Here is a 23,766-nt window from a genome sequence, read left to right as displayed (position 1 = left end):
GAGTCCCTCTATACTGCTCTTGACAAAACCTCAAAAACCTTAACTTGTCACGAATCCCAGAGGATTAATATTTTGCTCACTTCCGACCTGTTCCCCTTCCTCGCTGTACGGGTCGGGGAACTGTCGTCATCTCGTTTCTCGTTCCGAGACGCTACGCGAACGCAATTCATCCCACGCTCCTAAGAGTGAGGCGTGGAATGAATTGCTGTTTAAGCTAAAAAACTGTAAAAGCCAGTAATATACAAAATGATTGATACCTTATTCGCACCATCTCTACCAAATTATTATGTAGAACGTCTCGAATACAGCCGAGAGTTAAAAACTCGTCTGCTGAAAAATTCATCAGATGTAGGCGCTTTGGTCGTGACAGCTATTGATAGCTTGGCTGCGGTTGGTAAATCTACCTTGGCAATGGCTTTAGCATATGACCAAGAGGTGCAAGCTCATTTTTGTGACGGGATTCTCTGGGTAACTTTAGGTCAACAGCCTAATCTTTTATCGCTGCTTAGTGCTTGGGTACAAGCATTGGGGGACTACAACTTTAAACCCATCAGTGTGGAAGCAACTTCCAATCAACTGCGTACATTGTTGTATGAAAAAGCTGTGCTGCTAATAATAGACGATGTTTGGAATATAGAGGATGCACAAGCATTTAATGTTGGTGGAGCTAGCTGTCAAGTTTTGGTAACAACCCGCGACGCAGAAATCGCCGAAGCTCTCGGAGCTAACCCCCCATGTTGTTTGGATGTGATGGAACCATCCCAAGCAATGGAACTGCTGACTAAAAAATTAGGACGCTCGATTACTGCTGTAGAATATCAGCCAGCGCAAGATTTAGCTTCATCCGTTGGTTATTTCCCTCTGGCGTTGTCATTGGTAGCTGCTGAAATCGCCAGTTGTACAACTTGGACTCAATTATTAGAGGATTTTCAGCAAGAGGTAGCGCGATTAAAAAATCTTAATCGACCAAAAGCAGAAGAAATTACTGATGAAACCATTTTAAAACGCTTGCGCTTAACAGCATCATTAAATTTGAGTCTCAAGCGAATGCCTAAAGAAAAGCAGGAGCATTTTTCTTGGTTGGGGGTATTACCGAAAAATGTGACCATCACTGAGATGATGGCAGCGACTCTATGGAAAATGGATATATATGATGCTGCTAAGACATTGGAATACTTAGAAAATAAAGCAGTTTTATCGCCTGGAGTTCCTTTAAAAGACGGGACACCAACGTACCGTTTACATGACTTATTTCATGACTTAGCACGTAATTTGTTGACTGCTCCACCAAACCCAGAGGATGAAGATAATCTATCGGGGTTGGGTATAACTTTAGCCTCTGCTCACGCTACTTTTTTGGAGACTTACCGAAATAAAACCTCTAAAAATCTTTGGCATACCTTACCCAATGACGGGTATATCCATCAGCATTTAGTTTGGCATTTGTCCAAGGCTCAAAAGGTAGAAGAAATTCACGAATTATTACGAGAAGAGTCAGAAACAGGAGGTAATGGTTGGTACGAAACTTGCTCGCGCTTGTCACAAACTGCCAATTTTGTAACTGATGTTTTTCGTGCTTGGGAATTGGCAGAAAACTCCTGGACTGAAACAACCTTGGCTCAAGTTATTGGGTTGCAGTGTCGCTATGCTTTAATTATTGCATCCCTTAATAGTTTAACAGTGGATTTACCAGTAGGGCTGCTGGTTGCGTTAGTTGAAAAAAATATGTGGACTCCTGAGCAAGGACTCAGTTACGCAATACAAAGCTCGAATCCATTACAGAAAGCAAACTTGCTTACACAGCTAGCCAATCATTTGCCATCAAAGTTAAAAGAATTAGCACTGTCGAAAGCTCTGGCTGCTACTAGGGAGATTGATACCAGGGAGGCTGAGGATGAAAAGTTTCGCGTCCAGGTACTAAGTAGTTTGGCTGTTAAACTGCCACCAGAATTATTATCAGAGGCTCTGGCTGTTGCTAGGGAGATTCATTTTGAGTACCATCGCGCCGATGCCATCAGTAGTTTGGCTGACAAATTGCCGCCAGAATTGTTACCAGAGGCTCTGGTTGCTGCCAGAGAAATTCAGGATGAGGAGTTTCGCGCCCGGGTACTAGGTAGTTTGGCTGATAAATTCCCAGAATTGTTACCAGAGGCTCTAGCTGCTGCCAGGGTGATTCAGGATGAGCATGACCGCGCCGATACCATCAGTAGTTTGGCTGATAAATTCCCAGAATTGTTACCAGAGGCTCTGGTTGCTGCCAGAGAAATTCAGGATGAGCATGACCGCGCCGATACCATCAGTAGTTTGGCTGATAAATTCCCAGAATTGTTACCAGAGGCTCTGGCTGCTGCCAGGGTGATTGAGAATGAGTATAATCGTGTCAATGCTCTAAGACGTTTGGCTGATAAATTGCCACCAGAATTGTTACCAGAGGCTCTGACTGCTGCCAGGGAGATTCAGGATGAGGGCGATCGCGCTGAAATACTAAGAAGTTTGGCTGATAAATTCCCAGAATTGTTACCAGAGGCTTTGGCTGCTGCCAGGGTGATTGAGGATGAGTGGGATCGCGCCGATGCCCTAAGTAGTCTGGCTGATAAATTCCCAGAATTATTACCAGAGGCTCTGGCTGCTATCAGGGAGATTGAGAATGAGTATAATCGCGCTCATAACCTAAGTCGTTTGGCTGATAAATTGCCGCCAGAATTGTTACCAGAGGTTGTAGCTGCTGCTAGGGAAATTCAGGATGAAATGTATCGCGCCGAAGCCTTAAGTAGTTTGGCTGATAAATTGCCAGAATTGTTACCAGAGGCTCTAGCTGCTGCCAGGAAGATTGAGTATGAAAAGCGTCGCAACGATGCTCTAAGTAGTTTAGCCAATAAATTACCACCAGAATTGTTATCAGAGGCTGTGGCTGCTGCCAGAGAGATTAAGGATGAGAAGTATCGCGCCTATATTCTCAGTAGTTTGGCTGGTAAATTGCCGGAATTGTTACCAGAGGCTCTGGCTGCTGCCAGGGAGATTCAGTTTGATTCAAGTCGCGCCCAAGCCTTAAGTAGTTTGGCTGATAAATTTCCAGAATTGTTACCAGAGGCTCTAGCTGCTGCCATAGAGATTCAGGATGAGGAGTATCGCGCCCAAGCCTTAAGTAGTTTGGCGGTTAAATTGCCACCAGAATTGTTACCAGAAGCCGTGGCTGCTACTAGGGAGATTGAAGATGGAGAGTTTCGCGCCTCTATTCTGGGTAGTTTGGCTGTTCAGTTGCCAGAATTGTTACCAGAGGCTCTAGCTGCTGCTAGGGAGATTGGGTATGATGCGTTTCATTTCGATGCTCTAAGTAATTTGGCTAATAAATTTCCAGAAGTGCTACCAGAGGCTCTGGCTGCTGCCAGGGTGATTCAGAGTGAGTATTGTCGCTTCGACAACTTAAGAGGTTTGGTTGATAAATTGCCACCAGAATTATTACCAGAGGCTCTGGCTGCTGCCAGGGAGACTGAGGATGAGGAGTATCGCGCCTATCTTCTAAGAAGTTTAGCTGATAAATTCCCAGAATTATTACCAGAGGCGGTAGCTGCTGCTAGGGAGATTCAGGATGAAAAGTATCGCGTCGATGCCTTAAGTAGTTTAGCTGATAAATTCCCAGAATTATTACCAGAGGCTCTGGCTGCTACCAGGGAGATTGAGAATGAGTATAATCGCGCCTATAATCTAAGTGATTTGGCTGGTAAATTGCCACCAGAATTGTTACCAGAGGCTCTGGCTGCTTCTAGGGAGATTCAGGATGAAAAGTATCGCGTCGATGCCTTAAGTAGTTTAGCTGATAAATTGCCACCAGAATTGTTACCAGAGGCTCTGGCTGCTTCTAGGGAGATTCAGGATGAAAAGTATCGCGTCGATGCCTTAAGTAGTTTAGCTGATAAATTGCCACCAGAATTGTTACCAGAGGCTCTGGCTGCTTCTAGGGAGATTCAGGATGAAAAGTATCGCGTCGATGCCTTAAGTAGTTTAGCTGATAAATTGCCACCAGAATTGTTACCAGAGGCTCTGGCTGCTTCTAGGGAGATTCAGGATGAAAAGTATCGCGCCTGTATTCTAAATAATTTGGCTGATAAATTGCCAGAATTGTTACCAGAGGCTGTAGCTGCTGCTAGGGAGATTCAGGATGAAGAGTATCGTGCTGATGTTCTAAGTAATTTGGCTAATAAATTGCCAGAATTGTTACCAGAGGCTGTAGCTGCTGCTAGGGAGATTCAGGATGAAGAGTATCGTGCTGATGTTCTAAGTAATTTGGCTAATAAATTGCCAGAATTGTTACCAGAGGCTGTAGCTGCTGCTAGGAAGATTCAGGATGAGAAGCATCGCGCCCAAGTCCTGAGTAGTTTGGTGGATAAACTTTTACAAATACAAAAAACTCAACTTTTTTGTCTCTGGGGAAAAACTCTTCACATCTTATCTGTTTACACTCGCCCAGGTTTACTTAGTGATATAAATATATTAACTCCAATTATAGATACTTTAGGTGGCGAACAAGCATTGAGAGATACAGCTTCTGCTATCCAAGATGTTTCACGGTGGTGGCGATAAAATTTAAAATAAGGATATTAAGTAAGCCCTATTTATTTTTTGGTAAAAGCTGAGACTTCAAAAGTTGGCACTGTTCTTTATATTTTTTACGCATAGCTTCCCTTTCCGATTGGTTAGGGATTTCTGCCAGTACACGCTCAACATTCTTTTTATCACAGTACATTTGCCGCATTATCGGAATCCATGTTGCATTCCAACCGTCTTGCCTGGTCATGCGTTGCGAAACAGGCTTACCAATATTCGCAAGTGCCACAGCCTTCTCTAATTCTGCTTCACTATCCCAAAATTGAATACTTTGGGTACGCTCGTCAAGCAAAAAGTAACCCTCAGCCGCTTGACCTGTAACATGCCTGCGATAATATCTCCACCATTGAACTTGGGAAGCTAAAGTTTTACGCTGCTTGCTCATTAAACAGGTGCCGCACTCATCTTTGTATGGGTCACTGTGGGTAATAAAATTACCGTTGGCTGTTGTCACTTCCCATTCCGCAAATCCCACTGTAGCCATTACAGATTGAGGTAATGCGATTACAACACTACCGAATATACCAAGTAACAGCTTACGCATAATTAACTAATTATTTAGACATTATTTTATACATTTTAGACAAACATGCCAATTCTGGCTGCCAATAGTTTCTATTCCGGCTGCATTAATTGGGCTTCTAGTCCAATTTGGGGGCTGAATATTCTCAATGATTTTTTGTGATTAAGATTGGGCTTTCCCAACATCAGGGAATATCAAGCTGATGCCTTCCAGTGGTAGCAAGTTGAAAATAGCACTCAGTATTTTTTGTCGAATATCCAAGCTTGTTTGAGTCATTAAGCGCTCAAAATCCTTATTACCAAAGGTTTTGAATACTTCTAGTACTTCCTTGACACACTCGATTGGTTCAAGTTCAACCAATTGGGGTAAGTACTGGTTAATCAACCACTGCTCACTCTCATCTAGTGGTGAGAAATTATTACTACCCCTATATAAAGAATCTATTAGGACTAGTAATAATTTTTTCAGCTGTCCCCAACCACCAAAATCACGGCATACCTTACTTATCAGTGGTTGGCTCAACTTTGCAGCAGTGGCGATCGCCTGTTGGGTGATTTTCTCCCCTCTGGTTTTCAAGTCCTTGAATGCTTGCATGATGGTATGGCGGGTTTGTTGGGTTGGGGTTCCCGCTTTGGGGGTGATAATGAATGCCTCGGATTTTACCGCCGTCGCCCCTGGATATTTTTCCACTAAGAAAGATAAATCTAGGTTACTTACTAAGTAACAGGTTAATTGTTCGTTTGGTCTACGGTTGGCGCGTAACCTTCCCACACCCTGTATGATTTCGGCTTGTAGTTGATTTTGTACAAATGCTGCAAAACCTGGCGATTCTCGGTCGATGTTGCGATCGCCCGTCAGGGTTATATATTTTTGTTGCAGTGCGCCAATGTTCTGTCTAGGGCTGCCAATTAATAGTAGGGCATCATTCTTGAGATACTCATTTGAACCTCGATTACTCACAAACCAATAACCATCATCATCTGCTTTAACTGCCAAATGGTCGATAACTCCTAGTGATTGGTGGCGATCGCCCAATTCAGTCCGCAAAGCTTCCAAGCGTTTAGATGCTGTTGGACTTCTATCCTTGCCCATCAACCCCATATCGTTGATTTGATGAATTTTGAGATTATTGTAATCTGGTTGTAATTCAGATATTACAGTTATCTCCTCTGGCTTAATTCCCAGCATCAAAGCCAATTCATCGACATTGGCGGTAGCATCCATCATCACCACAAAATCAAAGCTTTTAATGATGTTTGGTTGGCGCTCGTTTTTGATGTTTAGTATTAACTCTCCGTTTTTGATTCTAATAGCACCGCTAACACTCCCTGACAATATTTCTAATAGTGGAGTCAACCAGTTTGAGGGGAGATTTTTAAGGTTTTCTCTGGTTTCCTGGCTTGCTTCCGTTCGGAATTTTGAGCGGATATATTTAAGTGTTAATTTAAGATTATTGTATTCCTTCTGGGTAGTTTCTACATCATTACTTGTCGTTTCTGGTTGAGTTTCCTTTGACTTTTTAGGCTTGCACTTTTTATCTAAACATTGCAGAGATACAGAATCAGCATCTTTTACCAAGTCTGCAATGTCTGGCTGTATGCTTTGCAATTGTTCAATGACGTTCGTTAAATCTGGGATATTTCCAATTGCTTCTAGTAATTGATTGTGGTTCCAACCATGTCTAGTATCTTGGGTAATTGGTGTATCTCCCGATAAGCTTGGGCGTATTTTAAGGGCAATTGGTTTGATTACTTCCCAAACTTCGGGTAAGTCTGTTTGCAATTGCATTAGACTTGAGTCAAACTCATGCAAGCTAATTGAAATCTCGTTGATGGGGTTGAGTTGGCGGGAAACTTCATCAATAAAAGCGCCGTTTTTTTTCTGTGAGATTTCACCGTCGGGGGAGTCTGTTTTCAATTGGGGAACTGTGTCTAAATGCGCTCGAATCCTGTTGTTTTGGAGTGCGATCGCCCGGTCGTGTCGGAAGCTTGCACCCGGTTGTGGTTGTGCTGTCACTCCCTTGCAGATGTGGGAAAGGGGACAAGTGCCACAAATTGGATTGATGGATGATTCTGTGTTTACTTCCGAAAAACCTTTACTCGCAAGGATTCTGAATAAATGCGAACGGTGACAATTCCCTGGGAGGTTGGGTGTCTCTCCAGTTTTGGGATGCCGAACGCGATCGCCATCTTGAATTAAGCCATTGTGCCGCGATGGTAAATCTGTCCAATCTCTCAACCCGTCTATAGTGGGGTTCCTGTGGTCGTTGGAGATGTAAAAAAGCTTATCCACATTAAAATCACCGGGTTGGGCTTGTGCCGTCGTGTGGCTTTTCCCAGTGCCAGCCTGACTGATATCTAGAATGTATTTTTTCCCTTCCTTAGCCAACTGCTGCCAAGTAGCAAGGCGATCGCCGGGTTGATAATATTGCACTTCACCGCGTGCTTGTGAGGTCGGATTTTTTTCATCTGCGTCCGGACGCAGATGGAGTCCGTTGCCCTGCGTTTTTGGCGCTTTGAATAGGTTGCATATTCTCCCGTATTCCTTGCTACAAGCTGCAACCAGTTCCCGCCAACCGTGCTTAACTTCCCATTGCTCCCGACTGCAAAGGCGATCGCCCTTGGGTTGATTGTAAAAAACCTTGGTTGGGAATCTAAACCCGTATTGTTTGGCAATATGGAACAGCGAACCAACGGTTACTCGCTTACCTGTGGATGCTGCAAAACTTCGGAACTTTGCCGATATATTCCAGGTTGTACCCTTGATGCTTGGCGACCAACGTTCGGCGATCGCTTCCCCTTCAACTGCTCCATAATGGTCATTTAATGCCATCAAAACAGTTAGGCACTCTTGATAATTCCCACTACCTGGCAACCTTGGGGGAATGCAGTCTAGTGCCTGTTGAATCAATTCATCCTGATTCCAGCCCTCAATATCAGCTAGTTGCTTTAATTCATTTTTCCGCTTTTCAAACTCTGCCAAGCGTTGCTCAAACTCGATTTTTTCCCGCTCAACAGTGGCGATCGCCTCGGTTATCCACTCTTTAGGCAGGGTGGTATCGGGCTGGATTAGTGGGAATGTTGCCTTGGTTGAGCCATAGAAAACCCGCGATGCATCTTTACAAGCTGGGTCATGGGGTAACACCGTCATCAATCGACGGGTTAAAGCTTCTAAAATTTCACAATTTTTTACAAACTCAGGAAGTAAAAAAATTAACCTGAATTTATGCCACTCTGGCTTATGACTTGCAGTGGTGTAAATCAGGCAAGCATAGTTTTTAATGAATGGATGCTCTAAGGCTTCATCGATTGTCAGTTGATGCTGATAGCCATCCTTTGATGAATTATCAATATCCAACATCAACCAGTTTGAGCCGATAACATTACGCTTTGCACGCCAATTCCCACCCAATAAGCCAGCGCAAAGCGCATGACCTTTTTGGATATGGTCTATTACATCCCTGATGTTGCCAGCGCGATCGCGGAAGTTTCGGTTTAATTTCTGGAAATCCCAATCCTTATCCCGTCCTGAAGTGTTGACGGAAAATTGAAATGTACGGTTATCTGGTTGGGATTGTGTGGTATATTTTGTATACATGAGATTGCACCATAGAGTATGTATGTACTCTGTGGTGTTATTCCTTCATGTTTGGTACGCTAATAGCTAGTAATTTTTTAAAATTGATTTGGTTGAATCAATTTTTTGTCTGCGTACAGGTGGTGCTGTTGCGAGAAGCGCTATTAGCCTTGGTATATCAAACACTGTAGGGTTAACACCATAGGGATTTTACAACCACAGGGTTAACACTATGAAGGTTTTACAACCACAGGGTTTTTGAATTTTCAGGATTCCTGGACTTTCACAGAGGCTAGCTTTAGATAAAAAATTTGATTCATCTTTTTTTGTCTAATCATAGATTTTTCTCCACAAAATAATAATTCATACACAAAAGCCCACTGGGGGATTCCCTTCCGTGGGCTTTCATGTAACTTGCATTGGCATTAAGCCAAACTTTTTAAATGAAGGGAAAAATTCTAGATTTTGATACTCTCTCGCAAGTTGTTAATTAACATACATCGATTTCCGAAAAAAAGAAATAGGAAAAACCCAAAATCCAAAAAAGATTTGTAACAGCTTGCTTGTGTTTTTAGCAATAATTTGCTTTAACTGTAATCCTTTCCCCGCGCTGTCGCTAACTCCAACTGCGAACACATTTTGCTGCAATATTTGCCTCGACAATCCCCGACAATCCCCGACAATCCCCGACAACCATTGTCGGGGATTGTCGATGGTGTAGTGAAATGTCTTGATTTAAAGGCAATAATAAGGCTTTTGATAGTTTAAATATTTTTGATAATTGAAATTGGAAGCTGTTGGCATTTGCGTAAATACGCAAATGCCAACTAAAACTCAAAGGCGCTTAAGGGCGATCGCGGTTTACTTTTTAGTTTTTCTCCTAGTTTCGTAGTCATCCACATAGCGTTGAACAAACTGAGTAATCATCTCACTCATATTTGAGCCTTCCATGGCACAGATACCTTTGAACTGATTTTTAAGCTTTTCCGGCATAAGAATTCTCAGAGAAATACTTTTCTCCTCATTACTGGCATCAGTCGTCATACTGCAAAAACTGTAATAAATACATATCTTGCCAATTGTGCCATCAAGGGGGGATATGGGCTATTGTCATTAATGATATACATGTAAGTATATACAATACTGCATATTGTGTTAATGTATTTTCAGTGAAAATACGAAAATCTTTTCACAGCAAGGCATACAGCCATTTGCGGTGACAGTTTTCTATGCGTAAAAATCCATCAAACAAGGGGAATAAACCTTAATGGCAGATACACAAGCATCAAGCGGAACTAGTACAAGCGCTCAAAACAACAGCAATGGAGCGTCAAAACCAAGTCTGGATAAGCCTAAGCGAACCCGAAAAACCGTAGGTTTACCAAGCGTTACAGCGTTAGCAAGCATGCATCAAGTTAATTACACTGCATACGTTGCAAAGGAACCAATGTCATGGGATTCGATTGAGAACCATCAAATTTTTTCCTTAACTCCAGATGGTGGGAGCTTATATATAAAAACCTCCCGCTCAAAAGCTGTATGCCTCAAAACTCGAAAATCTCTTGCAATCGGCTACGGTCAAGGTTTTGCGGTCGATTTAATTACAACCCCCGTCGATAACAAGGCGATGTTTTGATGATGTGGGAAGTTTATGACATTTTTTCTCCCCCTTGTGATGATGGACCACAGCAAGGGGACGTGGAGGAACCACAGCCAGAAAATACGCTGTACTGTTTCAATCAAATTCTAGATTCACAGGAAAACCTCACCCCCGATGAATCAACCTAATAACTTACTTTGGGCGGTCGTTGGAGTGCTGGCGATCGCCCATTTACTTATCCAATCAACAGAATCAAAAAACGACCTAACGCGGTGTCGGGTTGAGTTTGAATCATTTAGGCAGGGAGTTTTGTATGGCAGATGAACAGCCAATAATAATTGATATTCCAGCGACTCAACATCAAACAATTGCACATACTCCCATCAAGTTATCGGCAATTCAACAATATAAGGAGGAATTAATAAAGGCGATCGCCCTACCAACAAATTTGATTGACTCTGGTTACTCGATGCTTGCCCATATCACCTTGCCAGCGTTGATTGCTTCCCTTTGGGATGTATTTCCAGTTGCTATCAGAATTTTTTGGATTTTTGCTGTAGTAATCCTAATTTCAATCTGTAGCATTGCTTGGCAGTTTCCAGAGTGCCGCATTTTTGTCGCTTGTCGCTTTTTATTAATTTTGTTCGGCTTGGTTTTGGGGGTGTGACTTGGATTTACACCCTAGCCAATTGCAACAATATTTAACAATGCATTGGCGCGCCAAGTTTGCATCTTGGGGATGTTTGGTTGTGGCGATCGCCCTCCTAAGCTTAGGTGCAACCCAAAGCCGGAAAATCAAGCCATGGTTGTTTGGTTGTTCGGTGGGTGCATTGTGCCTTGGTGTTAGCCAGCGAACAACGGTCAAGCAATTGGGGGAAATTTTGAAGGATACTGATGAAGCATCGCGGTTAAATTTCAAAGCGTGGATAAGCCAACAAACCGCCCCAAATCAACAGTTATCTATCACAGTTCCCGCGCTAACTGCTGACTGGCAACCAGAAAACCTGATTAACAACCCAATTGAGTACATCCAGAAAAAACAGAAACACGTTGCCCTGGTCGGTGGCACTGGTGACGGTAAATCAACATTTACGCAGTATCTATCATCAAAAATCGGTGGCTCGGTCGTGGTCTATGATAGCGACTCAAAACCCGATGATTGGGCGTGGCTTGACCAATTAAATGTAATCGGTAGGAAGGGAGATTTTGCGGCAATAAACCAAGCTATGGGGGATGACCTCAAAGTACTACAGGAGCTAGTACAACTTCGGGGCGATCGCGGTGACTCGGTTTTATCCGGTCGTGAGCGGTTTTTGATTGCTGAGGAATTCCCCATCCTGGTTGATGAGTGCGACAATGCGGCAACGTGGATTAAGCGTTTAGCCAAGCGTGGAAGGCGTTACAAACAATTTATCTGTTGTCTCGCTCAAAATGACACTGCTGAGAATTTCGGCTTGGCAGGTGACAAGGAAACTCTGTACAGTTGCTTTGTTTTAGTCCGTCTGGGGAGTTTTGGTGTGTCGTATGCCAAAACTAAGCTCAAAGATGAACGCCTATCTCAGTGGCTCAAATTGGGCGGGAAAAAGCGCTTTATGGTCGATGATATGCCGTGCGAACTTGACCTAAGTGGATGGGGTGTGGTTTCAACATCACCACAGTTACCACAGGTGACAGAACCAACCCCACAGCTATTAAATGAATTTGAGCAAGCCATCATCGACGCGGGTGATAGGCTGCAAGGGGAAATCATCAAAGCCCGATATTTACAGCAGAATGTCCGATTATTTGGGAATATCACAGCTGATGAAATTAGAATACTTTTTCAAGTCCTAGCTGATAAGGGTATTGGTGAAACAGTTGGGGAAGGCGATCGCCTCGGTTGGAGACTATAAAAAATTATCCACTGTCCGATTTTGTCCGATTTTGTCACCCTAAAAAAAACGCTTCAATTCTTAGCCCTTCTTAACATCTATACGCACGAGATTTTGAAAGTCTACACCTCGTCTACGACCCATCTACAATCCTGAAATACCGCACAATCAAGCTTTTAAACTGCTTTGGAGTAATTCCACGGAATTCAAAGCAGGCTTTTTTGTGGCTTTTGAGGGCGATCGCACCCCATCAAAAAACCGTCTACAGCTGCCAACACAAAAACACCCCAAAAAATAGTGGTGTAGGCGTTGAAACTATTTTGATACAAGGATTCTAGCCTTTTGTAGGCAGAAATCAAAGGGTAATTTTTCTCCTGATTGTCGCTTTGGGGGCTTGTTTTGGCGGTGTTTGCACCTTTTCAAAACCAAACTGTTTTAGGCGATCGCCTTGCGTCTTAGATTTCCCAGATAAGCCATCATGTACGCTTTGGACTTTGACCCCAAAAAAATCGGCAACATCACCACTGGCAAAATAATCATATTTCCCATCGGAATACGTGGGCTTTAATTCTATTGTTTTAACCTCAAGCGGTTGACCTAGTTGACCTTTTCCGCTTCGTTAGGTTGACCTGGTTGACCGATTAAGGACAAAGCTTTTTTATAGCAGCCACCTCTGCAATTAAGGTGTCTAGTTTTTCATCAGTAGTGGTTTTGCGTTCGACCTCACTCAATACTAAATAAGATTATTCCCGTAGAAAAACTCAACACATATTTCAAAAACTGCATACCCCTAATTTGGCTCAGAAGTATAAAAAATTAGAACACCAAGGCACTGAGCCAAATAGTTCTACTCAATCAATTTCAATTAATGGAGAACATTATGCGTCGTTTCTTACCCGTTTGTTTAGTTTTTGCCGGATTAATGTCAGCAGCACCCGCTCTTGCAGAGCAATTAGTGACAGTCGGCGGCATTACTTACAGATGTCCAAATAGTTGCAACGTAAACGTAAATCCCAACACTGGCGTTGTCAGTGTCACGGATTCTCTAGGAGAACGGGTTGAAGTGATACGCCAGTCCACAAATAGACCGCAGTAATTGATGTCTGTTAATTAAAGCCCACGTTATGTATTTCTAATTTGGCTCAGAAGTATAAAAAATTAGAACACCAAGGCACTGAGCCAAATAGGGGGGTAGCAGCTTCGCTACTTTCACCCCATTAAGGGAGAATTATGCAGAATTGTCCGATTTTGTCCCTATTAAAAAAAAGCGATTCGATTTTTAGCCTTTTTTAACATTGTGAAAGTTTAAATCTAGTGCGTATATACGCACTTGTTTTTCAAAGTCTACACCTCGCCTACGACCCATCTACAATCCAAAAACACCGCACAATCAAGCTTTTAACCTGCTTTGGAGTAATTCCACGGAATTCAAAGCAGGCTTTTTTTGTGGCTTTTGAGGGTGATTGCACCCCATCAAAAAAACGTCTACAGCTGCCAACACAAAAACACCCCCAAAAATAGGGGTGTAGGCGTTGAAACTATTTTGATACAAGGATTCTAGCCCTTTGTAGGCAGAAATCAAAGGGCAATTTTTCGCCTGATTGTTGCATCTGCGTATATACGCAGATGGATTTAAGCCATGGCAGAAATCAAAGGGTAATTTTTCGCCTGATTGTCGCCTTGGGGGCTTGTTTTGGCGGTGTTTGCACCTTTTCAAAACCAAACTGTTTTAGGCGATCGCCTTGCGTTTTAGATTTCCCAGATAAGCCATCATGTACGCTTTGGACTTTGACCCCAAAAAAATCGGCAACATCACCACGGGTAAAATAATCATATTTCCCATCGGAATACGCGGGAATTAAGTTAGACGTTTTTAAATTAGTCGGTTGACCTGGTTGACCTGGTTGACTAGTATCATTTTCTCTAGTCGGTTGACTTGGTTGACCTATCTTATCCTCAAGTAGTTGACCTGGTTGACCACTTAAGGACAAAGCTTTTTTATTGCTGCCAGTTCCCCAATCAGAATATCTAATTTTTCATCGGTCGTGGTTTTGCGTTCGGCTGTGGCGATCGCCCCTAACAATATCCGTTTAGCCACCAAGGATATAGAGCTATCCTCTGGAGTCTGTAAAGCTTCCAACTGTTCAGCAATATCATCAGGCACTTTAAAGCTTACCAATCTCATATAGGGTTAACTCGGTTAACTACTATATCTATAATGTTCTAGTTGGTTAACCAAGTCAACTTATTACTGTGAAGAGAATACATAGATTTTAAAACTTATGGTTTACCTGGTTGACCACTGGAGAGACTACGGTGATAATAGAAATAGGTTAACCAAGTCAACCGCTTGAGGATAGCCACAAATACCAAGGCGAACGCCTTCCCTGGAAAAGATTGCGATCGCCCATAAGTCGGAAAACATCCAAAGGATATTTGATATGAATTGTAACCACTGCAAATTTTTCAATCAATCCCAGAATTTTAAGAACTGTGGATTTTGTAGCTTTTTTGATGAGCTCAAAAAAGAATGCGATCGCTCGAACCTAAGAATAAGTATCACAGCTCTTAAAGAGGCAAAATTATGGTTCCAGTCGCGGCAGATTATCCTTCCACCGACAGATACTTTCAGGCGTTACGTGGCGGCTCATGACACGTTCGCTACTTTCACCCCACCCCAATCTAGACAATATCTGTCCAATTAAATTATCAATAAGAGTTACAAAAAAAACTCTAAGACAGTGGAATCCACTAAGAGTGATGTTCCCCCCAGCCGCGTGGGGAAGAAGGCGATTACCGGATTTTTTGACCCGGCTGTGTCACGGCAACTTAAAATTATCGGGTGGGAGAAAGATAAATCGGTTCAAGCAATGCTAGCCGAAGCTTGAAATGATTATTTTGAGAAGCACGGAAAAAACCCAATCGCATAAGGAGCTTGAGTAGCAAGCTAACCGGGAGTTACCATTTCAAGTACAGATAAATAAACAAATTAACTTTGTAAGCTTTTATAAATTAGATTTATATCAAAAAACTATACATAGCTTTTGTAATAAGGATTTCAATGATTATTTACTTGAAATCTTATTGTAATATTTCTGTAAATCTCAGTATAAACTCTAGCCAAAGAAAAATCTCTACATTAATTTAGGTACAGAAATACACGGAAGTATTGAGCAAGTCCGGTTACAGATTTAGTTATTTACCATATCTATATTTGTAAATCTACTGTCATTCAGTTAGTCGAATTTTTCGTGTGTATCTCAATATGAATTCAATTGAGACTTTTTTGAGTTTTAAAAAACATTTTTGAGCAATAAATTATGAAGCTTTCCAATCTTTTCAGAACTACATTATTAATTGTATCTACTGGTTTAGGAACACTAGCTATCTGTGCGAGCGCAAATGCAGCAAGTCTTACTTCTGTTGATTTAGAACTATCTTTACTTGTAGATGTATCAGGAAGTGTTGACTCTACGGAATTTAATTTGCAAAAGCAGGGTTATGTAAATGTTTTTTCTAATGCCTCTTTGTTCAATGACTTCATTTCTAAGGGTAAAGAGGGTAAAATTGCAGTCAATTTCATTTATTGGTCTAGTGCTGGTCAGCAAAAAGAAGCTGTAGGTTGGACTCTAATAGATAGCGTACAAGCATCACAGGATTTTGCGAATGCTATTAATGGTTCTAGTCGCGCTTTCTCTGGTTTAACTGCTCCCGGTTCAGCAATTTCCTTTGCAACACCTGGGTTTAGCAATAACTTGTTTGATGGAGCGCGTCAAGTTATTGATGTATCTGGGGATGGAGAAGAAAACGATGGTATAGATACAGCTACCGCACGCAATAATGCTTTAAGCAGTGGTGTCGATGCAATCAACGGTATTGTTATTGGTGGTAGTCCTAGTGTCAAAGCTTTCTATGCAAACGAAGTGATAGGAGGTGTAAATGGTGATGGAACACCTGGATTTGTTCTTGAAGCCAGTACGTTTGCAGATTTCGGTAGCGCAATCGATAAGAAAATCAAAGCTGAAATTGTTGTAACACCTCCAACAACCTCTGTACCAGAACCTGCTTCTATATTTGGTTTACTAGCTGTTAGTGCATTTGGCGCTAACTCTGTTGCTAAACGTAAATACAAAACGATTAGACCTGTTGCTTTTTAACAGAAGAAATCACTGAAAGCACTACACCGTATAGGTTATAGCTATCGGTTGCGAAAAGAGACTAAAAGGCTTACCAGGACTAGGGTAGCCGCCGCGATACCCGCAAAATGGGACACGATATAAAGATATGTAACGCAGATGTTGGAAAATCCTTGATTATGCGTTGTTTCAATACCGGATTGAGCGTGTCCTCTCTTGTGAAAACATCCCCTAAAAAGGTCATTAATGGGCAAGTTAGTAAATTGTTAAAGGACTTTCCGTAATATTTGTTTACAACGTGTCCCATTTTCCACATACCTCGGCTGCTACCCAAGCCCTACCCCCAAGGTTGGGAATTGGTCGAGAGAATTGTGGAGGTTAGCGCGGCACATAGATAGTTAAAGTTAGAAAAGACACTAGTAGACCTGATGAAAATATTTTCATCAGGTCATTTTTTTTGTTAACAGTTTCACGGCGTAAATAGGGGTTCAACCGGGATACGCGCAAATTGGGACACGTTGTAAAGTTATGTTACGCAAAAGTTTGAAAACCCTTGATTTTACGTTTTTTCGATACCGGATTGAGCGTGTCCTCTCTTGTGAAAACATCACCGAAAATGAAATTGAGGAAGCATGTTCGTATATTCAAAAAGCTGGTTATGTCACAGTAGCAGGTTCAATTCCTGAAAAGACAGCTTACCGACAGGCTTCTGATAACGGTCGTGCTGTTTCTGAGGTTAGGTTTCCAACTTTAAAGCAACGGGCAGAACAAGTAGCCCAAGGAATTATTGATTTGTTGAGTGAGTACGAGGAATAATCCCTCTTTTGTTACTACGAGGAGAGAAAAATACTATCTCTACTCTGAAAACTAAACAAAATATGAATTGTGCGGTCGCGTCTTAATTTTGTCATTTAAATTCCTTTATTGAAAAAAGACGTAAATATAATAATTTCGGATTATTCTTTCCCCAAGGTAACAAAAGAGGGATAATACCATTTAACGAAAAATATGATACAGATGTAAATCCTGAAAGCTTTGCTGCATCTAAGTTTTTTGATTGCGAATTGTGAATTGTGAATTGGTATAACATGGCAACCAAACCACCCCCACCACCACGTAAACCGAAAAAAGGTGAACCTCCTAGCATTCAGGAAACAAAGTCCAATTTGGACAAACCTGAACCAGGGGAATTAAGCAACTTAAATTTTAAAGTACCTGCGGAATTTAAAAAGGATTTTAAAATTGCGGCGGCGACTTACGGTTGTACTCAGGTCGAGCTATTACAGCGTATTTTCAAATACTGGGCAGAGAATCAGGGGTAATCGTGCTTTCGTTCTTTAGGATTTCGTTAAACTGAAACAGCAGCAGTTGGCTGAAAATGCCAAGCTAAAAGTAGAAATAAATTGGTTGCAATCACTTGGGGTTAGGCTATGGGCATGGATGAAATACTTAAGGCTTACCGGGAAGAAATTTTGAGAATTGCTGCTAAGTATGGGGCGTATAATATCCGTGTGTTTGGTTCTGTCGCTAGAGGAGAGGCAAGACCAGACAGTGATGTAGATTTTTTGGTAGAACTTGAACCACAACGAACCTTGCTAGACCAGATTGCTTTGATGCAGTCTTTAGAAGAATTGCTAGGACGTAAAGTGGATGTGACGGAGCCAGAAACACTACATGAATTGATTAGAGATAAGGTGTTGCGGGAAGCTGTGGTTTTATGAGAGATGATCGCCTGTACTTGAGCAATATTAAGGAATGTATCGAGCGCATCGAATCTTATACCCAGGATGGTAAAGAGGCATTTTTGCAAACCACGATAATTCAAGATGCAGTAATTAGAAATTTTGAAATTATGGGGGAAGCAACCAAGCGGTTGTCTCCCGAAATCAGAGCAGCTTATCCCGATGTTCCTTGGCAGCAAGTAGCTGGTTTTAGGGATGTACTGATTCATGATTATTTAAAAGTAAACTTAAATCGAGTTTGGGGCGTGGTTGAGCAGAATTTACCCCAACTAAAAGCAACTGTTGATGCAATATTACAAGAATTAGGGTAGTTAAGAGGAGCGGCTTTCAAAACCTCAAACTAAGAAACTGAGTAATAAATTTTTTACCAAGGGTTATGCCGATTTTACATTCTGTTACATAGTTAGGTTTATTCTCACCGACTTACTTAGGTGGCATCAAATACAGTTTGAATAGTCGTTGTATGTGCTAACTTTGGAACAACTTGAGTTAGATTTTGAGTTCCCAATGTGTAAACCCCCATCGATTTTCCATTTACAAAATTAAACTTAATCAATGGTCGCTCTGAGGATTGTTGAACATCTCCGCAGACTTTAATGTTAGCAACGTTACGACCTTTTGTATTGGTAGAGTAAACCAAGTCTACACGCGCCACAGGTTTTTTAGCAGAGTCAAAAACCATATAAACGAAGCGTTTATTTCCAGCACTATAAGCCGTACTGGTATAACTTGCTCCACTTGTTCTTGCTTCTAGAATTGGAAGTTCGCCTAATTTACGATATGTAGAATTTAAGCTGGCTATACTACAAGATTTTGTAGATTGAGCATTAGCACTTTGAATTATTAGGCTTGGGAAGAAACCCAAAGTCAAACCAACCAAGCTAGATACAAAAACAGACTTAGTAATTTTTTTCACTTTATCAACTCTCAAAATATTTCAATGAATATAATGTGGCGAAAATAAATAGACAATCGGCGATTCAGTTAAATTTCCATCTTTATGTACTTTCAGGAAAACTTACTTCTTAGCTCTACTAGCGAATTTAAGAGCGATCGCGGGTATCTCGGTGGCGACCCGTTTTGGCACGATGACCCCTTGCTGGGTGATTCATCATCCCGCTAAACGCCCCAATTTTGCCTCCAGCCTACTTAAACGCTCCTCATGGTCATCTAGGGCGCGTTTTACTGCCTTGGGGTCAACCAAGCCTAAGTATTGCCCCAGCGCCTCTCTGACTACATCCGCCTCTGTGCGTCCTGTTAACTGGGCAATGTTTTTAATCTTTTCCTGCCACGCCTCTGGGCATCTCGCCCCAATCATCGGCTTTTCTGCCATAGGATATCTTTGCTATCAACCATCAGTACAAGCCTACTACATCTCTCTCGTAGTCGCTGATATCAGCGCTATCATAAGCGGAAACTATCAATTGAGTGTTTTTGGCGCTTTTGCGGGAAAAAATTGATAAGAACGGCTAATAGGAGACGACACCGGAACGATATAATCAGGGGTTGAGTCGTTTACTTTATCTTCTGGCAGTTAGACAATGTAAGCTAGACCCTATGAAAATAAATCGTTTCGGTCGAGCAGAAATCCTTACTCCCGACCAAATTAATCTCCTATTTACCGAGGGCTTTGTCAACCCGCGCGATCGGGCTTTGTTTGGCGTGTGTCTTTATGCTGCCTGCCGAATTAACGAAGCCTGCACTTTGGCGGTAAATGATGTGTTTGGCAGCAATGGGGTTAGGGGGGTGTTGGTGTTACGGAGCGTTAACACTAAGGGCAAGCGGGATACTAGGGAAATTCAAGTGCATCCCAAGCTGAAGCAGTATTTAGAAGAGTACAACCCCAATCGCCGCAAGGAGTTTTTATTTCCGGGGCGGCATGGGTTGGGACATATCCACAAGGTGAGTGCTGATAAAATCCTCAGAGATACCTGTTTGCGGCTGGGGATTGAAGGGGTGAGTACCCACAGTTTCAGGAGGACGGCGTTAACCAGGATGAGCGATGCGGGGATACCGTTACGCCATATTCAGGAGATATCGGGGCATCGGACTTTAGCTGCTTTGGAGCGTTATCTGGGGGTTACGGAGAAGCAGAAGCAAAACGCTATCTCTGCTTTGGATTTTTGAATATTTCTATACCTGATTCTATACGGAAGGAATCAGCACAGGTTTATTTGGGGGGAAAGTAGCGAAGATACCGTTGGCGAATTCCTCAAACAGCTAAACTGAACCGATTAGTTCAGCAATGAAACGATTGAGAACCTTATGAGCAGTTTTATACCCAGCTGTAGATGAGTTTTAGCTAACCCGATATAACGGCGATCGCCCAACATCTATCGCCCAACATTTATCACTTAGCTGAATTACTCAACATAGTTATTAACCGTTTAATTTGACCGACTCGCTTACGTTGGTCGTAGCGGCGTTTGGCTTCTGTGGTGATTTTTTCTAAAAGTGCGTTATCTGCATTAGCAAAAGTCCAAGCAGCTTCTAGAAATACCTCAACAGTGATTCCGCTATCTTTACAAAAGCGTGTTAATTCTTGGTCAAGGTCTTTTTCTAGGACGATGGCTGAATGTCGTCGTGTTTCGGGGTACTTTTCCAGTTCGGCTTGAAGTTCAGCGATTGTGTCTGCTGGTGTAGCAGTTGGGTTGTCGGTAGCTGGTACTGGGCTGGTTTCCTGTGGTGAGTTTTGTTCTTCTGTTTGGGGTTCGGGTTGTACTTTGGGAACGAGTGCATCTTGGCGTGGTTCCACTGTGGGGCGATTGCGTTTGTTACGTAGTTGGCTGAGTACGTTATCTGACATGTTTATTTACTCCCAAGTGCAGCGTGAATTTTCTCAATTAAAATTTCAAAGGGATATTCCAAGTCGTTATATCCCAACTCGCTCAAAGTTGTACGTTTGTTGATGGCTTGTTTGTAGCGTTCTGATTCGCGGATTGAGGGTATAACTGACTCCTCGCCAACTTCGTCACGCATTCCATCTACAGCCGCCCGACTTTCTTGGGCTTGGGTGTTCCCAAACCAGCGATCTCGGAAGGGTAAAACACCTAATACTTGGGCATTCGTTGCGCCGACATCTTGCAAGCCACTGAGTAAGTCCAGTGTCCGCACTAGCGAACCGTAACCTTTAACTGATGCTTCGGCGGGGATAATTAAAAAATCTGCTGCGCCGATGACTGTTAAACAAATTTGCGATCGCTGGGGTGGGGCATCGATTATGCACACTTTGAATATTTTGCTGATGGCTTCCAATCGTCGCTTGAGTAAGGTTGCACCCACTCCACTGTTAGATAAATAATCTTGTACGGTATCAAGTTGGTCGTCGGCGGGGATGAGAAATAAGTTGTCGTTGTCTTGTGTTGGGTAAATGCAGTCTTCTGGTGCGACTGTTTTTTTGAGAAATTCCAATAGGGTTGGTTGGTTGGGTTCTAACTCAAACCCCAGATAGGTGGTGAGATTATGTTGAGGGTCGGAGTCTAGCATCAAGGTGGGCAAGCCCTGGCGTGATAGCAGCCGCCCCAAGAACAGTGAGGTCGTCGTCTTGCCCTGTCCGCCACTCAAGGAGCTTACGGTAATCGTCAACATATATATTTTTAGTAATTTATTAAATTAGCCAATTAACTTAAACTCATTTGATTAATTTGTCAATTAATAAATTTAGCTAATTATCTTTTTAGCTTTTTGTAAAATTAGCTTTTTGGCTTTAGCTAAATTTAGCTTTTTAGCTTTTTAGAGGTTTGGCAGGGATTCAGGGACATTCCGCGATTAAGGGCGAAATGCTTGCTCTGGTTGCTTTTGTGCGATAAATAGAGGGTGTCAAGCTCTGCTGTGAGAGGATGAGTTATTGAATTGGTGCGATCGCTATTTTGTCTTCGCTACTCCAACCCCAGGTCTAGCTGTACCGATTCTTCTTGTTGTGGTTGTGTTTTTTTGGTACGTCGTGCGCTGGTTTTGGTGGTGGATTTTTTAGCTGTTTTGGGATTCGTGACAAGTTAAGGTTTTTGAGGTTTTGTCAAGAGCAGTATAGAGGGACTCAAAAAGCTGAGAAACTAGTAATAGTGCATCTTTTGGTTCAAAATCATGCCAACCAAAAAACCGAGAAACCCTGACCATGTTCGTCGTCGAAACACCCCACTTGCGGATAATGAAGCAATAAGCGAACACTTAAAAAATTTGCTGAGTCCAGCAATATACGCTCAAAGTGCCTATTATCGAAGCCTTGGATTACGCGACCGTATACTTAATCTGTCATTAATGGTTGCAGCGATGTTAACTGTGATTTGGCGGCAAGTAGCATCAGTACATGAACTAACTCGAATGTTGGAGCAGGAGGAATTGTTATGGGGTAAAGCTGTTAAAGTATCACAGCAGGGGTTGTCACAGAGGTTTCTCAGTTTTCCAGCAGAACTATTTGAACGAGTGTTTCACGATTTGTTACCATTGTTGAAATCGCGTTGGCTTCTTCGCGAAAAACGAACCCTACCAGCAGCAGTCAAATATGCCAAGAAGCATTTTGTGAATATATGGATTGCGGACGGGTCAACACTCGAAGCTTTATTTCGTAAATTAGATAGTTTAAAAGATGTTCCACAAGGTAAGTTAGCCGGCAAAATATGTACAGTGATTGATTTGTTAACACGATTACCCGTACAAGTTTGGTTTCATACTAATCCCTTAGCACATGATACTAATTTTCTCGATGATTTAATTAATATTGCTAGTGCTAAAACCTTGCTAGTTCTCGACCGTGGCTTTTATGATTTTGGTTTTTTCTTGCGCTTGATTGCCAAACAGGTTGATTTTATTACTCGCATCAAATCAAATGCAGTATTTGATGTTGAGCGAATTTTCAGCTACGACTACACACTTCGAGACCGGATAATTTCCTTCAACACAGAGGATAAACACCAAAAAATATTACGTTTACGTCTCATTGAAGTCAAGCAAGGCAAGACTTGGTATGCCTATGTTACTTCAGTTTTAGATCCTCAAATTCTTCCACCTTATGTCGTTGCCGATCTTTATGCGAAACGATGGAGAATCGAAGAGGCATTTAATACTGCCAAACGCTTGCTGGGGTTAAGTTATCTCTGGACAGGTTCTGTCAATGGTGTCAAGCTTCAAGTTTGGGCAACTTGGTTATTTTATGCAGTTTTAATCGACCTTGCAGATGCTGTTGCTGATGAAATAGCCCTCCCGTTTGAACGCATTTCTTTAGAGATGATTTTTCGTGGGCTTTACCATTTTAATCATGCTTATAACAAGGGTCGAGCAACCGATCCAGTTTTATTTTTTGCTGCTCCAGAGAACAAAAACCTTGATGTTGTTAAGACAATACGAAAAGAGCCTCAAACCCTTGACTTATCGCCTTTTCCTTTACCCTTGACAATTCCTGCTTTTCCTTAACTTGTTACTAATCGCTGTTTTGGTTTGGAGTTTGGCGCGTTCTGCGCGGATGCGTTCTAGCAGGACGGATGCGGGTTCGTCGTTGGGGTCTTGGGGTACGAGTTCGCCGCGAAAGGCTTTGGCTAGGATTGATTGGTCGAGTTGGTCTAGGTTGGCTTTGGCTTGTTGGTATTGTTGTTCAATACGATTGACAACCTTCAAAAATGTATGAACCCGATTAACGATTTCTTGTTGTTCTTCTAATGGGGGTAAAGACAAGATACGCGCAAAATTTATCACGATGTAAAGTTGTGTAAAGTAGCCA

General features: G+C 42.2%; 25 protein-coding genes and 1 pseudogene. 16 read left to right on the top strand and 10 right to left on the bottom strand.

The features are described 5' to 3' along the window. Positions 1-246: 246 nt before the first annotated feature. Complete coding sequence (locus IJ00_RS26845; RefSeq protein ID WP_035160027.1) at positions 247-4,581, top strand: NB-ARC domain-containing protein; 4,335 nt, start codon at positions 247-249, stop codon at positions 4,579-4,581. Between the two features lie 28 nt (positions 4,582-4,609). Here IJ00_RS26845 and IJ00_RS26840 read toward each other — a convergent pair whose 3' ends face one another. The 3 genes from IJ00_RS26840 to IJ00_RS26830 all read right to left on the bottom strand — a co-directional run bounded on the left by IJ00_RS26840 (position 4,610) and on the right by IJ00_RS26830 (position 9,748). Next, complete coding sequence (locus tag IJ00_RS26840; protein ID WP_168163552.1) at positions 4,610-5,089, bottom strand: hypothetical protein; 480 nt, start codon at positions 5,087-5,089, stop codon at positions 4,610-4,612. Between the two features lie 201 nt (positions 5,090-5,290). After that, a complete protein-coding gene (locus IJ00_RS26835; RefSeq protein WP_052754581.1) occupies positions 5,291-8,725 on the bottom strand; it encodes a PriCT-2 domain-containing protein in 3,435 nt (1,144 codons plus the stop codon). Between the two features lie 840 nt (positions 8,726-9,565). Next, on the bottom strand, positions 9,566-9,748 hold the full coding sequence (locus IJ00_RS26830) for a hypothetical protein (RefSeq protein WP_035160022.1): 183 nt from the start codon (positions 9,746-9,748) through the stop codon (positions 9,566-9,568). Between the two features lie 223 nt (positions 9,749-9,971). Between IJ00_RS26830 and IJ00_RS26825 the strand changes: the two genes are divergently transcribed. From IJ00_RS26825 to IJ00_RS28595, 6 genes are all read left to right on the top strand, one after another. Then, positions 9,972-10,340 (top strand): hypothetical protein, encoded by a 369-nt coding sequence (locus IJ00_RS26825; protein ID WP_035160019.1) that lies wholly within the window; start codon positions 9,972-9,974, stop codon positions 10,338-10,340. After that, the gene (locus IJ00_RS29350) at positions 10,340-10,492 is read left to right on the top strand and encodes a hypothetical protein (protein WP_168163551.1); all 153 of its coding nucleotides are present in this window, start codon (positions 10,340-10,342) and stop codon (positions 10,490-10,492) included. The genes IJ00_RS26825 and IJ00_RS29350 overlap by 1 nt, the downstream gene beginning before the upstream one ends. Further along, on the top strand, positions 10,479-10,628 hold the full coding sequence (locus IJ00_RS29345; protein ID WP_168163550.1) for a hypothetical protein: 150 nt from the start codon (positions 10,479-10,481) through the stop codon (positions 10,626-10,628). The genes IJ00_RS29350 and IJ00_RS29345 overlap by 14 nt, the downstream gene beginning before the upstream one ends. Continuing rightward, the gene (locus IJ00_RS26820; RefSeq protein ID WP_035160017.1) at positions 10,618-10,971 is read left to right on the top strand and encodes a hypothetical protein; all 354 of its coding nucleotides are present in this window, start codon (positions 10,618-10,620) and stop codon (positions 10,969-10,971) included. The genes IJ00_RS29345 and IJ00_RS26820 overlap by 11 nt, the downstream gene beginning before the upstream one ends. A 40-nt stretch (positions 10,972-11,011) precedes the next feature. Then, a complete protein-coding gene (locus tag IJ00_RS27355) occupies positions 11,012-12,196 on the top strand; it encodes a hypothetical protein (RefSeq protein ID WP_052754580.1) in 1,185 nt (394 codons plus the stop codon). Between the two features lie 859 nt (positions 12,197-13,055). Continuing rightward, positions 13,056-13,271 carry a hypothetical protein gene (locus IJ00_RS28595; RefSeq protein ID WP_035160015.1) on the top strand — a complete coding sequence of 72 codons (216 nt, stop codon included), beginning with the start codon at positions 13,056-13,058 and terminating at the stop codon, positions 13,269-13,271. A gap of 553 nt (positions 13,272-13,824) precedes the next feature. Here IJ00_RS28595 and IJ00_RS26805 read toward each other — a convergent pair. Both IJ00_RS26805 and IJ00_RS26800 read right to left on the bottom strand, forming a co-directional pair. After that, the gene (locus IJ00_RS26805; protein ID WP_035160011.1) at positions 13,825-14,166 is read right to left on the bottom strand and encodes a hypothetical protein; all 342 of its coding nucleotides are present in this window, start codon (positions 14,164-14,166) and stop codon (positions 13,825-13,827) included. Then, a complete protein-coding gene (locus IJ00_RS26800) occupies positions 14,157-14,360 on the bottom strand; it encodes a hypothetical protein (protein WP_144416144.1) in 204 nt (67 codons plus the stop codon). The genes IJ00_RS26805 and IJ00_RS26800 overlap by 10 nt, the downstream gene beginning before the upstream one ends. Before the next feature lie 556 nt (positions 14,361-14,916). On the opposite strand from IJ00_RS26800, the gene IJ00_RS29340 reads away from it, so the two are divergent. The 6 genes from IJ00_RS29340 to IJ00_RS26770 all read left to right on the top strand — a co-directional run bounded on the left by IJ00_RS29340 (position 14,917) and on the right by IJ00_RS26770 (position 18,364). After that, on the top strand, positions 14,917-15,063 hold the full coding sequence (locus tag IJ00_RS29340; protein ID WP_168163549.1) for a ribbon-helix-helix domain-containing protein: 147 nt from the start codon (positions 14,917-14,919) through the stop codon (positions 15,061-15,063). Positions 15,064-15,495: 432 nt separating this feature from the next. Beyond that, complete coding sequence (locus tag IJ00_RS26790; protein WP_046815087.1) at positions 15,496-16,332, top strand: DUF1194 domain-containing protein; 837 nt, start codon at positions 15,496-15,498, stop codon at positions 16,330-16,332. Between the two features lie 507 nt (positions 16,333-16,839). Further along, positions 16,840-17,127, top strand: a complete 288-nt coding sequence (locus IJ00_RS26785) for a hypothetical protein (protein ID WP_052754579.1) — start codon at positions 16,840-16,842, stop codon at positions 17,125-17,127. Between the two features lie 272 nt (positions 17,128-17,399). Beyond that, a complete protein-coding gene (locus IJ00_RS26780) occupies positions 17,400-17,633 on the top strand; it encodes a hypothetical protein (protein WP_046815086.1) in 234 nt (77 codons plus the stop codon). A 108-nt stretch (positions 17,634-17,741) separates the two neighbouring features. Next, entirely contained in the window at positions 17,742-18,032 is a 291-nt protein-coding gene (locus IJ00_RS26775) for a nucleotidyltransferase family protein (RefSeq protein WP_035160005.1), read from the top strand. After that, entirely contained in the window at positions 18,029-18,364 is a 336-nt protein-coding gene (locus tag IJ00_RS26770) for a DUF86 domain-containing protein (RefSeq protein ID WP_035160004.1), read from the top strand. The genes IJ00_RS26775 and IJ00_RS26770 overlap by 4 nt, the downstream gene beginning before the upstream one ends. A 116-nt stretch (positions 18,365-18,480) precedes the next feature. Here IJ00_RS26770 and IJ00_RS26765 read toward each other — a convergent pair whose 3' ends face one another. Next, positions 18,481-18,969 carry a hypothetical protein gene (locus IJ00_RS26765; RefSeq protein ID WP_035160001.1) on the bottom strand — a complete coding sequence of 163 codons (489 nt, stop codon included), beginning with the start codon at positions 18,967-18,969 and terminating at the stop codon, positions 18,481-18,483. An 84-nt stretch (positions 18,970-19,053) separates the two neighbouring features. On the opposite strand from IJ00_RS26765, the gene IJ00_RS30055 reads away from it, so the two are divergent. Next, entirely contained in the window at positions 19,054-19,176 is a 123-nt protein-coding gene (locus IJ00_RS30055; protein ID WP_256388873.1) for a hypothetical protein, read from the top strand. Here IJ00_RS30055 and IJ00_RS26760 read toward each other — a convergent pair. Next, positions 19,165-19,386, bottom strand: coding sequence for a hypothetical protein (locus IJ00_RS26760; RefSeq protein ID WP_035160000.1), 222 nt, complete (start codon positions 19,384-19,386; stop codon positions 19,165-19,167). The genes IJ00_RS30055 and IJ00_RS26760 overlap by 12 nt on opposite strands. A gap of 224 nt (positions 19,387-19,610) precedes the next feature. On the opposite strand from IJ00_RS26760, the gene IJ00_RS26755 reads away from it, so the two are divergent. Continuing rightward, on the top strand, positions 19,611-20,180 hold the full coding sequence (locus IJ00_RS26755) for a site-specific integrase (RefSeq protein WP_035159998.1): 570 nt from the start codon (positions 19,611-19,613) through the stop codon (positions 20,178-20,180). A 223-nt stretch (positions 20,181-20,403) separates the two neighbouring features. Here IJ00_RS26755 and IJ00_RS26750 read toward each other — a convergent pair whose 3' ends face one another. Together IJ00_RS26750 and IJ00_RS26745 are read right to left on the bottom strand one after the other, a co-directional pair. Continuing rightward, positions 20,404-20,859: a hypothetical protein gene (locus tag IJ00_RS26750; protein ID WP_035159996.1), complete on the bottom strand. Its 456-nt coding sequence runs from the start codon at positions 20,857-20,859 to the stop codon at positions 20,404-20,406. A gap of 2 nt (positions 20,860-20,861) precedes the next feature. Further along, positions 20,862-21,641: a ParA family protein gene (locus IJ00_RS26745; RefSeq protein WP_035159995.1), complete on the bottom strand. Its 780-nt coding sequence runs from the start codon at positions 21,639-21,641 to the stop codon at positions 20,862-20,864. A 495-nt stretch (positions 21,642-22,136) separates the two neighbouring features. On the opposite strand from IJ00_RS26745, the gene IJ00_RS26740 reads away from it, so the two are divergent. Further along, entirely contained in the window at positions 22,137-23,462 is a 1,326-nt protein-coding gene (locus IJ00_RS26740; RefSeq protein ID WP_035152048.1) for an IS4 family transposase, read from the top strand. Here IJ00_RS26740 and IJ00_RS26735 read toward each other — a convergent pair. Continuing rightward, a pseudogene (locus IJ00_RS26735) lies at positions 23,433-23,766 on the bottom strand (hypothetical protein); the annotation flags it as partial. The gene IJ00_RS26740 and the pseudogene IJ00_RS26735 sit on opposite strands and share 30 nt — an antisense overlap.

Origin of the sequence: Calothrix sp. 336/3, from assembly GCF_000734895.2 — a bacterium.
GTDB lineage: Bacteria > Cyanobacteriota > Cyanobacteriia > Cyanobacteriales > Nostocaceae > 336-3.
This window is presented reverse-complemented; position numbering and strand designations above follow the sequence as displayed.

Bases quoted from the DNA above. Each gene is read 5' to 3' on its own strand.
- IJ00_RS26845 (WP_035160027.1), top strand. From the start codon at position 247: ATGATTGATACCTTATTCGCACCATCTCTACCAAATTATTATGTAGAA.
- IJ00_RS26840 (WP_168163552.1), bottom strand. From the start codon at position 5,089: ATGGCTACAGTGGGATTTGCGGAATGGGAAGTGACAACAGCCAACGGT.
- IJ00_RS26835 (WP_052754581.1), bottom strand. From the start codon at position 8,725: ATGTATACAAAATATACCACACAATCCCAACCAGATAACCGTACATTT.
- IJ00_RS26830 (WP_035160022.1), bottom strand. From the start codon at position 9,748: ATGACGACTGATGCCAGTAATGAGGAGAAAAGTATTTCTCTGAGAATT.
- IJ00_RS26825 (WP_035160019.1), top strand. From the start codon at position 9,972: ATGGCAGATACACAAGCATCAAGCGGAACTAGTACAAGCGCTCAAAAC.
- IJ00_RS29350 (WP_168163551.1), top strand. From the start codon at position 10,340: ATGATGTGGGAAGTTTATGACATTTTTTCTCCCCCTTGTGATGATGGA.
- IJ00_RS29345 (WP_168163550.1), top strand. From the start codon at position 10,479: ATGAATCAACCTAATAACTTACTTTGGGCGGTCGTTGGAGTGCTGGCG.
- IJ00_RS26820 (WP_035160017.1), top strand. From the start codon at position 10,618: ATGGCAGATGAACAGCCAATAATAATTGATATTCCAGCGACTCAACAT.
- IJ00_RS27355 (WP_052754580.1), top strand. From the start codon at position 11,012: ATGCATTGGCGCGCCAAGTTTGCATCTTGGGGATGTTTGGTTGTGGCG.
- IJ00_RS28595 (WP_035160015.1), top strand. From the start codon at position 13,056: ATGCGTCGTTTCTTACCCGTTTGTTTAGTTTTTGCCGGATTAATGTCA.
- IJ00_RS26800 (WP_144416144.1), bottom strand. From the start codon at position 14,360: ATGAGATTGGTAAGCTTTAAAGTGCCTGATGATATTGCTGAACAGTTG.
- IJ00_RS26790 (WP_046815087.1), top strand. From the start codon at position 15,496: ATGAAGCTTTCCAATCTTTTCAGAACTACATTATTAATTGTATCTACT.
- IJ00_RS26785 (WP_052754579.1), top strand. From the start codon at position 16,840: ATGTTACGCAAAAGTTTGAAAACCCTTGATTTTACGTTTTTTCGATAC.
- IJ00_RS26780 (WP_046815086.1), top strand. From the start codon at position 17,400: ATGGCAACCAAACCACCCCCACCACCACGTAAACCGAAAAAAGGTGAA.
- IJ00_RS26775 (WP_035160005.1), top strand. From the start codon at position 17,742: ATGGGCATGGATGAAATACTTAAGGCTTACCGGGAAGAAATTTTGAGA.
- IJ00_RS26770 (WP_035160004.1), top strand. From the start codon at position 18,029: ATGAGAGATGATCGCCTGTACTTGAGCAATATTAAGGAATGTATCGAG.
- IJ00_RS30055 (WP_256388873.1), top strand. From the start codon at position 19,054: ATGTACTTTCAGGAAAACTTACTTCTTAGCTCTACTAGCGAATTTAAG.
- IJ00_RS26760 (WP_035160000.1), bottom strand. From the start codon at position 19,386: ATGGCAGAAAAGCCGATGATTGGGGCGAGATGCCCAGAGGCGTGGCAG.
- IJ00_RS26755 (WP_035159998.1), top strand. From the start codon at position 19,611: ATGAAAATAAATCGTTTCGGTCGAGCAGAAATCCTTACTCCCGACCAA.
- IJ00_RS26750 (WP_035159996.1), bottom strand. From the start codon at position 20,859: ATGTCAGATAACGTACTCAGCCAACTACGTAACAAACGCAATCGCCCC.
- IJ00_RS26745 (WP_035159995.1), bottom strand. From the start codon at position 21,641: ATGTTGACGATTACCGTAAGCTCCTTGAGTGGCGGACAGGGCAAGACG.
- IJ00_RS26740 (WP_035152048.1), top strand. From the start codon at position 22,137: ATGCCAACCAAAAAACCGAGAAACCCTGACCATGTTCGTCGTCGAAAC.